The following is a 17,543-nucleotide window of genomic DNA, read 5'->3' on the forward strand; positions in this document are numbered from 1 at the left end:
TAGGTGCCTTGTGGGGTGGTTTGGGAGCCTAGCTGGGTGGGAACGCTATAGTTGTAAGCAGCGCCAAAGTCCGGCAGGTTTTTGAAGGTGTAGTCATCGTAATAGGTGACGGTCAGGTAGTCGTTGGCAGCTACTCCGGTGGGGTAGCTTTGGTCGGTGTAGCCGTGGACTGTCGTGCCCCGGGTTTCATACCAGGCATCTTCGTCTCCCACTCTGCCGTTTACATGGACCTGCATGTCTGCCTGGTCAAAATTATTGTCATCAGTTAAAATGCCAGTGTTAATGGGGCGATTCAGTGCATCATACTTTGTAAAAGTCCACTCATTATCCAGGTTTGCATTCTGTAAATGCTTTCTCTGGTTGCCGTCCTGGGTGAGTACCAGCCTGTCCCTTTTGTCGTAGACCATATATACCCAGTCGGCTCCGGGCACACGCTTTTCGATCATGCGCTTGCGGCCATCGTATTTGTAGCAGAAGGCCCATTGGGCCAGGAAGGGGTCATTGATAGTGGCTCCTTCGGATAGTTTTTGATTGGCCATGGGAGGTAATACAAATCTTAAGTTGCCGAAATCATCGTAGATGTAGTAGGTGTCGGCCCAATCTTCGGTAGTGGCTCCGTTTTCGTGGACTTGTACTCTTTTGAGGATGGTACGGCCGAGTTTATCTACAAATTCTATGGTTTGGTGGTTTTCTTCGTCTGTGGTGATGGTTTTGGTGAGTTGGCCTGGATCGTATAGCGTGCTGCTTGGTGTACCAAAAGTTATAATCCAAACTTTTACATTATCTGCAGCCGTATTGATGTCATACGCAAATTTTACGGTTTTTCCTGCTTGTGGATTTCCTTCGACTGGTTGCCAGGCTTCTCCGGGGGCGCCTTGTTCCATCAACCTATTAGCTCTCGAAGGCTCATATTTTGTAACAGAATATGGAATTGCGTCATTTGCAACCCCAGACGTCCCTTGATAAAAGGCGCTAACTTCACTACCTATTGAAGGTTTATACGCACCATCATTTGCAGTGCTTACATAAGGCAGGAATGATTTATATTTTCTACCTGTATCATCATATTCTACTCCGGTCACAATATCCTTTTTGTCGGGCTCAGGAGAACCACTTTTGGCAATAATCTGCACAACTCGCCCAAAACCATCATAATGTTGTACATTGATACTCGAGTTATATGGATTTTGCATATCTATGCTTCCCTGAGTTAAGTATCCCTTTTTTAAAGGATTTATACTTGTTATTGTGAACTGGCAGTCCTCCCACAATGGAGCGACAATAAATGAGGCAAGAGTCCTCCATTCACATGGGCTTTTCGCTCGCAGAAAATACTCCTTCGGTTCATACACCTTTAGAGCATTACCAGACATCGCGCTTGCTTCGGAAGTGCCGTTATCACTTTCTTGCCAAAACCAGGTCACTTCCGGCTCGGTTGGTCCTCCCTGATACATTAAAACTGCAGAACCACAACTATATGTAGCTGCAATGGTAACGTTGTCTATGTAACCTTCTTTTATCCATACGGCATCCAACTTTTCCTTCAGAATAACCTGCGTCTCTTCAGTCTCATCAAAGTAGGAATAAACCTTTTTTATATTTCCATACCCTGGGGCAGTCCAACTCACACCTTTCCTTCCGTCTGCAGCATTAAACAATCCACCTCCTGTTGATTCAAAGGTACAAGTAGCATCAGGATGACCTGATAAGTAACAATCGTTTTCGTAATAATCTTTACAAAGTCTCCACACCTCCCGGCAATTATCAAGGTCCAGAGAAAAGCTTGTTCTGGTAGCACTTTTACAAGTTCCATTAAATGCCTCGATATAAAAGGTCCTGGTATCGGTTTTATTAAAAATATAGGAATTACCAGTATAGAAAGGAGTACCTCCTGAGGCGCCTGTATACCAGCGATCAGTTGTACTGGACGAGGTAACCGTCACAGTATTACCTCCAAAGTTAGCACAAGCCTCTTCCTGTGTGACTACAGGTGGATCAGGCAAAGCTTTCCAGCCACTAACTGTAGATACTGAAATCGGATTACTCCAACCGCAATAATTTTTGGCTTTAAGATAATATGTCTTTGGCTGTAAAACACGGTAAGGGTTAGCAGCATGCACAGCATCTTCATTATATCCTCCACCACTATCCTGCCAGTACCATTTAACATCCCCTGAAGAACTACCATTGTACTTGATCAGAGCCTCTCCACATTGGTAGGTAATCGAAAATGTCGTTTGTGGAGGTGCAGGCTTGTTGTTAATATCCACTGTAGCTACTACTGCTCTTATAGGATAGGTTTGTCCATTATAACTATACTCAGCCGTACGTACCACTGAGCCTTCTCCCTGCTGATTCCAGGTCACAGTGATCTGATCCCCATTACTCGTCCACGTACCTCCGATTACCTCCCACCCACAAGACTGAAGCGTTCCCTGACCAAAATTGCAAGAGAATGTATAGCTTTTAACATCCCCTACACAAACTTTAATATCGTCAGTACCCGCCCAGTTAACGCGAGACCTTAGCGAGCTACGACATCCATTATTGTTGGCTCCAATATAATAATCACCCGGGTCAGTTTTAGGAAAAGTTTTTGACAAGCCGGTATAAAACGGACTTCCACCTGAAGCACTTGTATACCACTCATCGGTTGAGCGGGATGCTGTTACAGTAACATAATCCCTATTAAAATCTAAATTAACGGCAGGAGCACCTGGAATAGACTTCCATCCGGATGCAACAGATATCTTTTTTGAAACATTGCTCCACCCGCAAGAAGCTTTTGCTCTTAGATAATAGTCTTTAGGTTCTCGAGCTATATACTGCCTTGCTGCACTGGCAGCGCTGGTAGAGGTACCAAATTCTTCCTCTTGCCAATACCATTGCATGTCCTCGTCAGGATTGCCGGTATAGGTCAGGGTGGCTGACCCACAGTCATAAGAGACAACTGACAATACTGCATCCGGAGATGATGGGACAGATACAACATGAACTTCCGCCACTGTGAAACTCGAAGTAACATATTCATTGGTATAGGTATTAAAATATTTTATGTATCTTCTAACTTTCCCGTAACCAAGTTTATTCCATGTGACATCTATTTGCTCGTCTTCAGGTGCTCCATAAGTATATCCACCAGTAATCTCCCACCAACATTCAGAACCAGTGCCCTGACCTATATTGCAAGTAGCATAATAAGGTAAAGTCCAATTTAGACACACTTCCGGAATATCACTAACATTGCTCCGCTCCCTCTCAGGCCTATCGTTGTTAGCCGAAGTAAAACCAACAGCATCAAAATGGTTAGTTAATAATGTTGCAAAAAGGCAAACTAGTATCTTATTCATCTTTCTGTGTATTCGTATTTATAGTTCTGAATAATATTTCCCTCTTCATCCTTAACCACAATCAATCTTCCGATCCTATCGTATGTATAGGATCGGGTATATTCATTAGGATCTGATTCTGAAAGCATTCCAAGCAGCGGGCTATATGTATAGGTAGAAATCAATGCTCCGGCCATTGACTGATGATTTCTTAGGCTTATTAAATTTCCTCCAACAGTATTATAGGTATTGCTTAAATCGGGCCAGCTAACTCCAATAGCTTTAACTATAGGAAATGTGTTATTGTAGCCCCAAACATATGAAGTATAAACACCACCTTTATTTAATATTTCCACAATGCGTCCACTACTATATTTATATTGGGCTTCCGGCTCAGCATCATAATCTTCATCTGTTATCATCATATTGTTTTCAATATGCAGCGGAACAAATCCCAATACTGGTGTTCGTGGCTTCAGTGAATAAACAGCGGTCGGATAAATACCTGTTCTGTCTGAAGAAAAGTCGCTATACTCTGTATGAAAGCTTTCCAACAACCCTGATGCATTCCATTTTGAATCTTCTAATAAAACTCCTGAACGGTATTGCCTTTTCAGGTCAAGAATTGGTTTAAGTTTGTTATCTGCTACAGCATAAGTATCATTAAGGCATTGCTGATAATCGGGTTGGTTGAGAAGATCATTTACATAATTGATCCTCAACTCATTTTGATAATATTGCCAGCTCCTCCAGGTATTTGCCATACATACCCTATCTCCATTACAAGCGGCCACATCACTCTGATAGTTGTTGTACAATGCAGTACTATCAGTAATGTATTGTTGTTTTAAAGGAATGCTCGAAAAATTACACAGATCCATATCCCCAACATATTTGTATTTAAAACCGGTCAACAGTGCCCCTTCGTTACCCTCGCCACTGTAAGTCTCTATTGCCGTTGGGTTGGAGTGATAATCACTGCCAAATATTGTCTCTACTCTCTTAATTACCGGTTCCTTCTCAGGCAGTTTGGGATTGTAAATCTTTTCAATAACCGTTGATTCAGCCTTTTTGTAGCTTTTGTAGTCATATTCCTTAGCCCAAAGTATATTCAGTTTAGGGTCAGTCTGAACACGTAGTGCCTTAGACCCCACCAAATCCCTGCTGAAATCGGAAGCATAAAAAGTTTCCTGAACAGGATTTCCATTGACGTGAAACACCCCATGATATTCTAACTCGCCACGATAGGGATCATATGGTTCTGGCTGCGGCGGGTATTCAGGTATGACGAATGGATCACATGATGAAATATCTACAATGCGTTCACTAACGTCTCCTGAATATTGAAAACCACCTTTGTATTTATAAATTTCATATCCTCCATCAGCCTGAACCACCTTCACTTCACTGTATCCGAGATGGTACCCCTGAGCAGATCGCAAGGGATGAACACTAGACGGTGATATCAAATAGAGATAAGTGCCATCCCCGGTATCCTTACATCCACCTGGAACCCAACTCCCATCAGGGGTACCCACACCGCTAAAACTAAGATAATTAACTTCATTTCTTAATATATATATATAGTTGGGTCGCCCGAACAACGTACCTGTGTCCTCACCATATTCATTAACATACTGATAATTCGTTCTGACTTCATCATGCAGCCCTTCATTTAAAATGAGTTCTTCAATTCGCAAGCCTCCTACCTCACGTGTTTGGCTACCACAATTAGTATAAGGTGGGGGACAATGCCAGTAGCTCATTGTATGATTTCCAAAAACAAAATTTGCCGTACCACCGGTGGGATAAATGACCTGTTCAAGAACTCCGGTTTTCATTTGTGGCCAGTGACCTTCCCTGTCTGCTCCAGACGAAAAAGTAGTACCTCCATCGGTGGAAACCTTTGGAGTCAGGTCTTCATTTGCATCCGCACCGTTGTAGTAACCCCAGTGGTCCTGAGCAAAACTGAGATTCCGTGGCACTTTTGCACCTTCAAAGTAGGTGAACTGATATGGAAGAGAGATCATACTTCCATCACATGATTTCTCCTGTAAGGAAAGCAACTTTAACCTCTTTTTATCAGTATGAAGATTTAAGCTATATGTATTATTTAATTCAGCAAGATAGCCTTTTAGTACAGAACTATTGTCGACAAAGTAGTCGTATTTAAATTCATACACTTTACAAAAGTCGTTATCATTAGATATCTCTATCCTCGAAAGTGACTTTGCATTATCATTATCGTAATCAGTTAAATCATTCCATGTTGTGCTGGTATAACGAGACAGATCTTCCCTAAAGCTATTATGTGGAACAAAACGAACACTACCATTTGTAAAAGTAATTTCGCTCAACCTTAATCCGTCAATAGAATTTTTTATTAGTGTGATACCGTCCGGTGGAGCATATTGCCCTGCGGCATCTTCAGGAGATAGTGAAAGGCTGTAATAAGCATATTTTTCTTCGGTGTAAGAAAGGTTAATAGCCCATTGGTTATCCGGTGACTCTATTTTATACAGATACCAACTTGAAAAAGTCTTTAAACTGACGGTTGTACTTTGAGCATTCTCATAATAGCTCGAAGTTCTCTCAACAGCATCAATATCTCCGGTATTCCCAACAGTTTTTCCAAAATAGTACTTAATCCCGTCTGGCGTGGTCACTGCCCATCCATACAGATACTCCTGACTCAAATTACAACCATTTCCATCACAAAATAATGGCTCAATGTGTAAATCCTGATTAGCTGGAATAATAGCGACAGAACCATCCTCTTTGAAATGAAACTTTCCTGAATAGCCACTGAAGTTGAAGAAAAACAGATCAGGCTCTCCATCCTTTTTACCACTGGAAAAATCATACCAATCTGGGCCTTGCTCATCATAAGGTGGGATTCCCTCATATAGATAACTAAAATAGCCATTATCCCGTAAATAAGATCCGCTCCCACCGTATAAATATAACTCGTCAGGCCTCCCCTGGATAGTTCGAGTAATCATTCCACCAGCGTTCAATGACCACCCAGCTCCGGTCCAGCTGGCCTGTTCCATCACTTTTAAACCAGATGCATGATAGCTTAAACTGATTGGAAGCTCTAAAGGTCCTTCCTTAACAGTATAAAGAGGGATAGATATGTTTGGAATCCCTGTGTGGTAATTTACAGGAATATCAGCAAATTTTGCCAAGGAAGCGGCATTAGGAGAAGCAATAAATACATCTTGAAAAGGATTAATTTCCTGAGCAATTAAAGAAGCTGGTAAAGCAAAGTAGAGGATTAAAATCCCTGAGAGCACAGATCGCCTTAGATAAAAAGCCATTGATTCCAATTTAAGTAAATGAACTGCTTATTAGTGTTCAAATAAATGTTAGAAAAGAAATAGTTCGCAATTTAACAGGCTCTAAATTCAAAACAAAATATTACATTCTTTTTTTGTAATGTTTTTTAATAAAAATACAATAAATCAAATACTGATAAATAGAGGATTGGTAAACGAACCAAATGGCGAAGAAAATTTGGACAGAAAATGGGATACTGTAAGTTGGCTAATAAACAAAAACCGGACTCTCCGTCTCCTTCACCACCTGCTCGGTATACTGTCTTTCAGATTCCGAGGTTTTGCTGAAACGGCTGATGGCGATATAGTCAGCATTTTCATCGGTGGCGTATTGACGCACCGCTTTTTCTTTGTGGTCGCTGTCTATTACGCGTACGGCATCTGCGGAAAGATTGTGCTTTCTGAGGTAGGCTCGGATTCGGGCAGTGGTCCATTTCTTTTTGTCAGCAGGGTCGTTGACGTGTATGTAGTGGATCTTTGAGGATAGCTTTTTGGCAATCTCTACCAGGTTAAAAATATTGTCCTGGTCAAGTGAGTCAAAGTCGAGCGAGACAACTACCTTTTGGTGCTCCCTGAATTGGTGAGAGTGATTGTTGCATACCATGATCGGGCACGTAACTTCAATCAAATCCCGGGCCTTACTGGCCTTGTAAAATGAGTCACCCACGGTATGTGCTTCGGTAATTCCGATAACGATCAGGTCGATATGCTTATTTTTGAGCTGCTTTTTAACACCGGAAGCCAATTTATCGATTTTAATCTCGGAATGCACTGTGACGTCAGCCTTATCCATTTCCTTCAGCATATCAGCCAGCCGCTGTTCATTTTCCCTCAGCAGATTAATGGAAGATGACAGATCAATACTTATAGCTTCAATATCAGCGCCGGCTTTCCTAACCCGTTTTTTCTTTACAGGAGGGATAAAATTGACCAGGTAAACATCGGTATTCAACTGCTTTGCCAGTTCTATGGCATTCATTACTGCATGTCTGGCTGCCTCTGTAAAGTCAACAGGAACCAGGATGCCTTTTGCTTGATTTCCCATAACAATAGCGTTTCAGACGTAACCTGTTGGCTGCCTGGGGTGATCTTATTTTTTTGTAGCAAACGCGGTAAACATCCAATGACTCTTTTCCATCTTCTTAATGAAGGAGTTTATCATGTCTTCCGTGCCCACATCACCCGTGTCAATGGCTGCATCGGCTACGTTTACCATGTAAGATAGTAATATTTCAAAGTCTTTCAATATTTCAGACACCATTTCCATTCCTGAAAGGTTAGATCCCGTTTCTTTTATCTCAGAGTTGGCAAGATATTCTTTGAGACTGCTCATAGGGGTGTAACCAAAAACTCTGATCCGTTCGGCTATATCATCAATATTTTCAATAGCCTCGTTATACTGCTCCTCAAACTTTTCATGAAGGTCAAAGAAGTCGGGGCCTACTACATTCCAGTGATAGTTCCTGAGCTTTTGATAGTGTATCTGGTAGTTGGCCAACAACTGATTCAGTGAGTTGACTATTTCTGCGGTATCAGGTTTAGAAAAGCCAAGCTTTTTATACTCCCAATACCTCTTGTCTTTTTTTGATGCTTTCGATTCGTCTTGAATTTCTCGTGTAGTATGTGATCCCATTTTATTATTCCTGTTGTTTGATTATTAGAATAACAATTACCATACAAATAAGTTGATGTTATCAAGAAAGTTCAGCCACAGAGGGTCAGGGCGTCCTTAGAAGTGTTATTTAAATATTTTTACAGGCTCACCGTTAGTTTTGACTATTTCCGGTACAATGATCGAGAAAAGCACTGTACTATTTGTAGAATAAACACCACTCTTAAACATTCAATATCTTTTCTTCTTTATATGAATGTTATGAAACTACAGAATATATTTAGATCAAAACCTCAGAAAGTCGAAGACGTAAGTAATGAGCCAAAGACGGTATATCACATTTTCCGGGAGCAGATCAATACCGGGCTGGCGGTACACAATCGCTCATCTCAGGGCCTTTTCGCCTCCTCTCTGGCTGCCGGTCTCGAGGTAGGCTTTACGCTGTTTTTAAGTGGTGTGTTATACACATTGCTCCACCCTCATATTTCTGAATATGCTATGCACCTGGTCATTGCATTCGCCTATCCTATTGGATTTATTTTTGTGATCATCGGGCGCTCAGAGCTGTTTACCGAGCATACCACACTGGCTGTTATTCCTGTGCTGAGAGGTTCTGCCTCTATTAAAAGTCTGGCCAGGCTGTGGAGCATTATTTATGTGGGCAACCTGATAGGCGGATATGTGATGGCTATGATCTTAAGTGGTCTTGGCCCGACCATGGGCATTATTTCCGACAATGCCTTTTACCACCTGGCGCATAACATGGTGAAGTACAACTGGCTGGTAATATTGGGAAGCAGCATTTTGGCCGGCTGGCTGATGGGACAGCTCTCCTGGCTGGTCACCTCGTCTCAGGAAACGATCAGCCGTATACTCATGATCGTGCTGATCACCTCGCTCATTGGGCTGGGCGGTCTGCATCACTCTATAGTAGGCTCTATCGAAGTTTTTGCCGGTGTAATAACCTCCAGAATTGAAATAGTCGATTATTTCCACTTCCAGTTTTGGACCACGTTGGGGAATATCATCGGGGGGGTGGTGTTTGTTTCGGTGATCAAATTCAGCACCATCAAGTTCAGCGAAATGAAAAAGAAGGATAAAACGCTGGAGTAGCGTGCAAATCCAGCGACCATAGATCCTAATGACGGCAGGAGCCAAGCCGGTGAGAGAAAACTCTGTCGTCATCGCGCCTATTCCCGTGCTTGCCACGAAGAGAATCGAAGCGATCCCCTCTTACTGCACTCCAAAGAAGCGGGGATTGCCGCACTTCGTTCGCAATGACGGCTTTAGAAATGTGGCGAAGCAAACGTCACTGCGAGCGACTGAAAGGGAGCGCGGCAGTCCCCTAAAATTGAAAGAATGATTAAAGTTGCGAAGTAATATAGTTCCCGTTATTGATTGGGGGATTGCCACGTCAGGAGCGGCTTCCCGTGCGTCAGTCTGCTCCTTCCTCCCGACATAAAGCTCGGGACAGGTCGCAATGACGATAAATTTTGAGGTTTCTTAGAGACACCAGCCCTCTCCGCTGAAAGCTTCGCGAAGGCGAGACGGGCTGGCCTAAATGATCTTCTTATCAATATAATTTGAGTTGAGAATGCTTAATGCCCCCATGTACCTCAGCTTGAATGATACCAGGTCCCCTACTGTATAATTTCTTCTGGTTTTGCCCAGGTCGATAACCAACATATCACTACTAGCCCCGGTAATCTCAATTTTATCATCATCGGGAATTAAAAATTCGGGAGAAATATCGAGCAGGCCAATATCGATAATAGCTCTGTATGACATTTTGCCGTAATCTTCCTCCCTGATCTGCATCACTTCACCTGAAGGGTTCTCCGCCAGCTCACCGGTGGGAACCTTGGGTTTTTCATATAACTCGATGATCTCTGCATACAGCTTAAAAACATCGTCTTTCATACCTTTTACAGTTTTCATGGTAAAAAGATTAAGCCCGAAAAACAGTATCTCACCAACACGAAAATGATTGATGCCCATTGGGCGCATTTTCTTAAGCAGCAAAGGGATCGTTACCGAAGTGCCCCCTGATACCCATGGGATCTTACGATCAAATTTGGCTTCGATCAGTTGTTTGTACAAACTTAACTGGATCAGCTTATCCTGGGAGGGCATCACACCATGCAGGCAGTTAAGATTGGTGCCAATGCCTATCACATCTATGCTGGGCAGCTCAAATACTCTTTCATAAAAATCAATCACATTTTCACCTAATACTCCCTCCCGCAAATCGCCCATCTCGATCATGATGATGATTTTATGCTTTTTCCCCTGCTTTTGTGCTTCTTCCGAGAGCATTTTTATGGTTGTATAGCTGGTATTAAAGCTCACATCTGCATATTTGACCACACTCGGTATACTTCTTTTTGCCGGGGGTTTTATATAGACGGTTTGAATGCCTTTATTGATACTCTTCACCACTTTAAGGTTGCTGATCCTGGAGTCGTGGATCTCTTCGGCCCCAAGGTCTATTACCTCTTTGATGTAGTTTCTATTACCGCAAAGCAATTTTGTGACAACACCCCATTGAATATCCCGCTCCTCAAAAAGCCTGCCCAGGTATTGGTAGTTATGCTTTAAACGATCTTTGTATAGTTCTAAAAATGCCATTGCTTATTTAATTAAACGGGGAATATCATGTGGAAGCCGGGTAAGCAGCTCATAATTCAACTGGTTACTAAGCTCCCCGAAAGAAGCTACGGAAATGGCTGTTTCGTCCTTGCCACCAATAAGTGTCACTTTCATCCCTTTGTGTACATCAGGCACATCTGAGATGTCGATCATCATCATATTCATATTTACAATGCCAACCACCCCTACTCTGCGTCCGTTTACCAGTACACGTCCCTGGTTACTCAATATGCGACTATAGCCGTGCGCGTAGCCGACCGGGACAGCGGCTATGCTCATGTTCTGTTGGGCCAGGTAGCTGGTTCCGTAGCCGATGAATTCCCCTGTTCGCACTTCCTTTATGCTCATAATATAGCTCGTCCAGGAAATGACTCTTTTTAAAGGGTCTGTTTTTTCCTTATTCCTTATTTTACCCAGGTAGTCAATGAATATCTCTTTGCTTGGCCAAAAGCCATATTGGAGTATCCCTATCCTTACCAGGTCCATATGTGTTTTGGGGTATGCCATAGCTGCTGCGGAACAGGCAGTATGGCGTAGGGTTGGTGTAATGCCCTGGCTGACCAACCACTGGTAAAATTTATTGTACTTCTTGATCTGATTCTGCACCCTGACATAATTGGCAATACTTTCAGCGCCAGCATAATGAGTGCAAAGTCCTTCCACAACAAGGTAGCCATCACTAATTTTGATAAGCTCTACCAGTTGCTTCAGACCGGGCTTATTAAAGCCGGTTCTGTTGAGGCCGGTTTCGACTTCTATATGAATTTTTGCTGGTTTACTCAGTTTCCTGGCTATGGTCAAAGCAGCAAGCGCCCTTTCAATATCAAAAACAAAGAATTCGATATCGTTTTCAATTACCCACTCCAGGCCGTGCTCTCCAACCTCACCCATGATCAAAATAGTGCTATCACGGCTAACCACACTGTGTACACGATGTGCCTCATCAGCGCTAAACACGGAAAAGTGGTCTACACCACAGCTCTCCACCAACGGCACGAAAGCTTCGATACCATGCCCGTAGGCATTTCCCTTAACCACTGAGGACAACCTTACATCAGGCCCGATACTGGACCTGATAAAGTCAATGTTAGACTTTAATGACTCTGAATTTAATACTATAGTTGAAGTGCTATGCATTCGCTTTATTGAGAAGTCGATCAATAATATGATAAAACATTAAAATGCCGGATTTCGTGATCTGATCAGGAAAATCATAATCAGGGTTATGCAGGTCCGGGGTTGATTCCCCCGCCCCGAGGCCAAACATAGCGCCCTTATATTTTTGGGTAAACAAGCCAAAATCCTCACTCCAACGAAAGGCTTCGCTGGTCTTATATACAGTAAGCATTAGCTCAGTAGCCACATTTTCCACAAGAATGGAACAGTCTGCATCATTAATGGTTGAGTGAAAAGTCTCTGTCTCATCCAAACGCAGTTTCAGTCCATGCTTGCCGGCTATCTGGTGGCATTGTTCTGCAATAATATTCTCCAGCTTTTCCAGGTCCTGATCATGGTGAGCGCGAAGCGTGGCCATTACCACTGCATTGCCAGGTGTAACGCCAAAGGCCCGCTCCCCTATTTTGACATGCACTATTGTTGCCAATGCGAAGCCCTTCAATTCATCGGCCTCACGTGCAGCCCTTTCAATGGAGAGGATCATTTCAGCGACAGCCATGGCAGGACTTTTTCCATTCTCAGGTTCTGCAGCATGAGAGGTTTTCCCTTCCAGCACCGCGATGAACCCCTTAGATGCAGAGGCAAATATCCCAGGTTTTATAACGATCTCGTTTTTAGGAAATCCAGGCAAATTATGCAAAGCGAAGATATAATCGGGTTGTATTCTCAAAAATTCCCGACTCTCGAGCATACGGGCAGCCCCCTCGCCTGTTTCCTCAGCAGGTTGAAACATCAAAGCTATGTTACCTCTTTGCGGTCTCCGGTCAGCAAAAATCCCAGCCAGGCCAGCCACTATGGCCATATGACCGTCATGACCACACAAATGGGCTTTGCCTTCGTATTGAGACCTATAAGGTAAATCGTTGACCTCACGGATAGGCAGGCCATCCAATTCAGCCCTGATCATCACTGTAGGCCCTGGTTTTGATCCTTTAAAAATAAAGACCATACCGGAGCCCCCCAGGTCTGTCAAAACCTCATCAGGCTTATACTCCCTGATAAAAGCTGCTATTCGTTTGGCAGTTTCCTTTTCCTCACCTGAAACTTCAGGATGTCGATGGACATCTTTTCGCAACTGCTGCAGTTTCTGCAGAAGATCATCCTTAACTGGCATATAGTTCAGTGCTTATTTTTTAAGCCTCATCTCAAGGTACTTGTTGGTGAACCCCAACTTCTCGTAGAGAAACTTTGCCGGGTTATTGGGTTCTACATGCAGGGCAATATCACCATCAGCCTTGTCAATCGCTTTTTTCATTAATTCCTTACCAATACCTTTGCCCCTGTAGTCACAATTAATGGCTATATATACCAGAATATTTTCAGGAATATACCCTTGCATACCGGTTCTGTTCATCACCACAGCGCCAATCACCTTTCTGTCAAGTCTGGCCGTAACCACAAAGCCTCCCGGGGTGACCCCACTATCCAAGGCATAATCGATTGCCTTGGCGATATCCGCTTTGTTATCACCGAATTCATCGAGGTGCTCATACAAAAAGTCGGCAATCTCTTCCCGATGGATAAGCCCTACTGTTTCAGCCGGTGTTAGTACATTGTATTCAATCATTTGATCTGTATCTTTATTTTTAACTGATATTTTACTCATAAGTTTGCTAATTTTAATTTTTGTCTCTTTCTGATTTCATTAACTACCAAAAACATTCCTAAAGATGCTGTAATACCATAAATATTAGCATCGAGTCCAAAAGGCAAATCGGTAGAGAAAAGGATCAGGGAAAGTGTAACTGTACCTCCCGTCAGCATTGCCAGAAATGCAGCAAGAGAGCTTGTGTTTTTAAAAAATAATGCGCCAATAACAGGAATAAATAGCCCCGAGACCATAAACGCATAAGAATAAAGCATAAGTTCTAATACATTTTGCATAAATGTAGCCAGCACCAGAGCAGCGATACCTACTACCAGGGTCAGCATCTGCGAAGTGCGCAGAATACTTTTATCGCTTTTGTTGAGATGGAGCCATTTACCAAAAACATCTGTCAACAAATTACCTGATGCCGCCATTAAGCAACTGTCAGCCGTTGACATGATAGCTGAAAAATAAGCAGACATCATTAGTCCCATCAGGCCTACCGGCAACACACTCCTGAGCAATAATGGCAGCCCCATTTCGGCATCCACAGTGTTGGTAGCGCCAAAACCAAGCTCCTGAAACATGCCCTGTTCGGCTCCTACACGGGCAAATAGCCCCAGCAGCACTCCCATCATGGCCATAATGGGCCATTCAAATAATCCAGCTATAAACCATGCCTTTCTCGCCTCCTTTGCTCCCCGGCAGGCATATATACGCTGATACAACGTCATGCCTACAAACCATATCGGGATAATAGTAATACCCCAATTGATAAAGGTTTGCCAACTGATATTTTGCAGAGAAAGGAAATCAGCCGGCAGTGTGGCTGCAATAGCATCATAGCCACCTATGGCTATATAGCCCAAAGGAATACCAATGAAGATCAGCCCTGTCATTAAAATTATCCATTGTATGGTATCTGTATAGATCACCGCCTTGATCCCGCCCATTACGGTGTAGACAATAGCTATAACGCCCATAATGATCAAGGCTGTATTTAGATCGAGATCAATAAAGGAGGCTGAAGCTAATTTTGCGCCCGCCAATATTTGTGAACTTGTAAATCCCAGATAACCAATGGCTGAGATGATTCCCGCCAGCAGTGCAACATGGCCATTGTAAAAATGGCCAAATATCTGTGGAAAGGTCAGAAAGTTGTGTGCTTTTGAAAGTCTGCTCACCTTAGGTATGAGTAACACAGCCGCCAGCCAAGCGCCAATCAAACCGGTAAATAACATCCAGGATCCGGCGATACCCATGGTAAAGCCCAGGCCTCCGAGGCCAATTGAAAACCCGCCGCCTACATCGGTAGCCACCACGGAGAGGCCCACGTGCCATGGCCCCATTTTTCTGCCTCCTACATAATAATCATCCGTGTCTTTGTTTTTTTTAAGAAAGAAAAATCCAACCCCCAACATTACCAACATATAGATGACGAAAATCGCCAGATCAAGCAAGTGCATTCTGCTTCAATTTAGTTTCTATACAAACAATTTAACACAAAAGTAGGCATATAACATTTAAAATACCATTTTTGAAAGCATAATAACAGTTACTGGATATTAATATATTCTGCTGAAGGTAGTTTTCTATTTTCGGAACTTTAAAAACCCCGCCATACCCCCCACGCACCAGTTCCCGGCCCTGTGCCGGGGCTCTTCAGCAAAGTACTTCTTGAAAAGTAGTCTGAAAAATCCGAAGCAATGGAATGGCGTAGAAAAAATCCCAATTCTTCGGATTTTCATTGGTTTTTGCAGTGTATCACTCTGGCTATCACCCTTTTCACAGGGGGCCCCGGAACAAGTCCGGGGACTGGTAGGGTTTGATTTTTTAGTTAAGAAATTCTCTCCGAGGCTCTATTTATCGTCTTGATCTGACGATAGTTCATCAAGGGTAACGAGCGGATAAGCTTCAATATTATCAATTCCCATTACCTCGATGAGCAGCTTAAATGCATGTTCTATCTCCTGGAGTTGATTTTCCGAAAGCTTATTAAGCTTGATGCTTAATTGTTCGTGCATTAGTTGCGGTGTTCTTTTGAGTAGATTAGCGCCATTTGTAGTCAATGCCACATAGGTTATCCTCTTATCTTTGAGGTTGGGCAGCTTAGCGACATAATTCTTCTTTTCCAGCCTGCTGATAATTCCTGTTACCGTGCTGGAATTTAAGTTGAGGTATTTAGATATTTGACTATGTGTGGCTTTGAAATCCTCGCACGATTTTAGGTAATTCAGCGTTAACAACTGGGGAATGCTAATGCCGTACTCCTTCTGGATCCGTTTGGATTCGAGATTAACAGAACGAAGAATTTTACGAATATTGATTAAAATGCTCGTGGAGTCCAACTTATTGATAATTTTAATGCAAAGTTAACAAAAAAGTTAGACATTAGTTTCTGTAGAAAATAATATTAGCCATGAAGAAGTGGATATTGATTGCTGTCTGCATATTGGTGAGCAGCTTTAGTTCATTTGGACAAATACAGATAAGGATCGCCAAGCTCAAGTACGATGGTGGTGGCGACTGGTATGCCAATAAAACCGCCCTCCCTAATCTGATAGAATTTTGCAACAGAAATCTCAATACTAATATAGATACGGATGACGAAGTGGTGGAAGTCAGCAGCCCGGACCTTTTTCTATACCCTTATGTATACATGACCGGTCACGGAAATGTGGTCTTTTCTGAAAATGACGCTGAAAATCTGAGAAAATATTTGGAGGCCGGGGGGTTTCTGCATATTGATGATAATTATGGTTTGGATCAGTTTGTTCGGCTTGAAATGAAAAAGGTATTTCCGGAACTGGAGTTTGTGGAGATACCGTTTGACCATCCCATTTATCATCAAAAGTTTGATTTTCCCAACGGGTTACCCAAGATCCATGAACATGATGGCAAACCTGCTCAGGGCTTCGGGCTGATCCATAAAGGCAGGTTGGTGTGCTTTTATAGCTATGAATCCGACCTGGGCAACGGCTGGGAAGACCAGTCAATACATAACGACCCGGAGTCTAAGCGTCAGGAAGCGCTAAAAATGGGCGCTAATATTATTTCCTACTGCTTTACTCAGTATCAGTAGCTATCGTTCTAATATATTTTTAAAAATAAAGGAGCTGTCTCAAAAAGACCAGTCCCCCGCCTGTCCCGAGCTAGCTTGACTCGGGGAGGAAACCGAGGGATCTTACTAAGTTTTAAAGCAGGTATTTCAATCTTGGCAATCCCGATAACTATATAATTATCGGGACTCCGTCAGAATGACTTTCAGTTTGTGTTTGGTCTTTTTGAGACAGCTCCTTTTTGATAGATATTACTTTTGATCTTATTCTAAATCCTCCAGCCGCTCCAGGTTATCATGTGAGGTTCTTATCTCTGCCAGTTGTCGTCTTAAAACAGTTCTAAGATCCGTAGGCAGATCATCATCTTCCAGCACATGCTCATATTTATCTATAGCAGCCTTCTCTCCGCGGATACATGCCTCTAACATACTTTCGTCTTTGTCTGATGAAAGCGCACCTTTGAGTCCCATCCAGTACCTCCATGTATCACCCTGGATACGAGTACCGGCTTCTTCAGGTGCTTTCTCCGAATACGGCCTCAGTTCATTTTCAAAATTCCTTGACTCCCTCATATGTTTTTCAAAGAGCGACCTGTATTCTGTGCTTCGTACATGCTCCGCAGCCTTCTCGTATCCTCTTATTCTCTCATTCAATACTTCGAATATCTCTTTTACTTCAGAACTTACTTTAGTATCCATAGCGTTAGTTTTTTGGTTTAACAATCTCGTTTCTGTTAAAACAATGGGACGCAAAGAAAGTTACACCCAGCCTATGGATTAAAGCCGCTCTGCT

The 17,543-nt window shown here is 42.8% G+C and carries 13 protein-coding genes; 2 read left to right on the forward strand and 11 right to left on the reverse strand.

The features are described 5' to 3' along the window. The 4 genes from C900_RS25805 to C900_RS25820 form a co-directional block, all read right to left on the reverse strand. Window positions 1-3,350 (reverse strand): DUF6443 domain-containing protein (locus tag C900_RS25805; protein ID WP_040497585.1); only part of this gene is annotated, 3,350 nt, incomplete at its 3' end. Next, window positions 3,347-6,649 carry a hypothetical protein gene (locus tag C900_RS25810; protein ID WP_009583364.1) on the reverse strand — a complete coding sequence of 1,101 codons (3,303 nt, stop codon included), beginning with the start codon at window positions 6,647-6,649 and terminating at the stop codon, window positions 3,347-3,349. The genes C900_RS25810 and C900_RS25805, both read right to left, overlap by 4 nt. 226 nt (window positions 6,650-6,875) lie before the next feature. Next, the gene (locus C900_RS25815; protein ID WP_009583365.1) at window positions 6,876-7,712 is read right to left on the reverse strand and encodes a universal stress protein; all 837 of its coding nucleotides are present in this window, start codon (window positions 7,710-7,712) and stop codon (window positions 6,876-6,878) included. A 45-nt stretch (window positions 7,713-7,757) separates the two neighbouring features. Continuing rightward, window positions 7,758-8,300, reverse strand: a complete 543-nt coding sequence (locus C900_RS25820) for a Dps family protein (protein ID WP_009583366.1) — start codon at window positions 8,298-8,300, stop codon at window positions 7,758-7,760. Window positions 8,301-8,540: 240 nt separating this feature from the next. Here C900_RS25820 and C900_RS25825 point away from each other — a divergent pair, with 240 nt between their 5' ends. Continuing rightward, window positions 8,541-9,392 (forward strand): formate/nitrite transporter family protein, encoded by an 852-nt coding sequence (locus C900_RS25825; RefSeq protein WP_009583367.1) that lies wholly within the window; start codon window positions 8,541-8,543, stop codon window positions 9,390-9,392. A gap of 444 nt (window positions 9,393-9,836) precedes the next feature. Here the strand turns inward: C900_RS25825 and C900_RS25835 are convergent, their stop codons facing one another. The 6 genes from C900_RS25835 to C900_RS25860 all read right to left on the reverse strand — a co-directional run bounded on the left by C900_RS25835 (window position 9,837) and on the right by C900_RS25860 (window position 16,040). Next, entirely contained in the window at window positions 9,837-10,907 is a 1,071-nt protein-coding gene (locus C900_RS25835; protein WP_009583368.1) for an alanine racemase, read from the reverse strand. 3 nt (window positions 10,908-10,910) lie between these two features. Then, window positions 10,911-12,065, reverse strand: coding sequence for an alanine racemase (gene alr, locus C900_RS25840; RefSeq protein ID WP_009583369.1), 1,155 nt, complete (start codon window positions 12,063-12,065; stop codon window positions 10,911-10,913). Beyond that, a complete protein-coding gene (locus tag C900_RS25845; protein ID WP_009583370.1) occupies window positions 12,058-13,218 on the reverse strand; it encodes an amidohydrolase in 1,161 nt (386 codons plus the stop codon). Before C900_RS25845 ends, alr begins: the two co-directional genes overlap by 8 nt. A 12-nt stretch (window positions 13,219-13,230) precedes the next feature. Further along, complete coding sequence (locus tag C900_RS25850; RefSeq protein WP_009583371.1) at window positions 13,231-13,710, reverse strand: GNAT family N-acetyltransferase; 480 nt, start codon at window positions 13,708-13,710, stop codon at window positions 13,231-13,233. Then, window positions 13,707-15,158 carry a sodium:solute symporter family protein gene (locus C900_RS25855; protein WP_009583372.1) on the reverse strand — a complete coding sequence of 484 codons (1,452 nt, stop codon included), beginning with the start codon at window positions 15,156-15,158 and terminating at the stop codon, window positions 13,707-13,709. The genes C900_RS25850 and C900_RS25855 overlap by 4 nt, the downstream gene beginning before the upstream one ends. Window positions 15,159-15,551: 393 nt before the next feature. Next, the gene (locus C900_RS25860) at window positions 15,552-16,040 is read right to left on the reverse strand and encodes a MarR family winged helix-turn-helix transcriptional regulator (protein WP_040497587.1); all 489 of its coding nucleotides are present in this window, start codon (window positions 16,038-16,040) and stop codon (window positions 15,552-15,554) included. 71 nt (window positions 16,041-16,111) lie between these two features. On the opposite strand from C900_RS25860, the gene C900_RS25865 reads away from it, so the two are divergent. Then, window positions 16,112-16,774 (forward strand): DUF4159 domain-containing protein, encoded by a 663-nt coding sequence (locus tag C900_RS25865; protein WP_009583375.1) that lies wholly within the window; start codon window positions 16,112-16,114, stop codon window positions 16,772-16,774. A gap of 240 nt (window positions 16,775-17,014) precedes the next feature. On the opposite strand, the gene C900_RS25870 is transcribed toward C900_RS25865, so the two are convergent. Continuing rightward, a complete protein-coding gene (locus C900_RS25870) occupies window positions 17,015-17,449 on the reverse strand; it encodes a PA2169 family four-helix-bundle protein (protein ID WP_009583376.1) in 435 nt (144 codons plus the stop codon). Window positions 17,450-17,543 lie beyond the last annotated feature (94 nt).

Source organism: Fulvivirga imtechensis AK7, from assembly GCF_000331535.1.
Classification (GTDB): Bacteria; Bacteroidota; Bacteroidia; order Cytophagales; family Cyclobacteriaceae; genus Fulvivirga; species Fulvivirga imtechensis.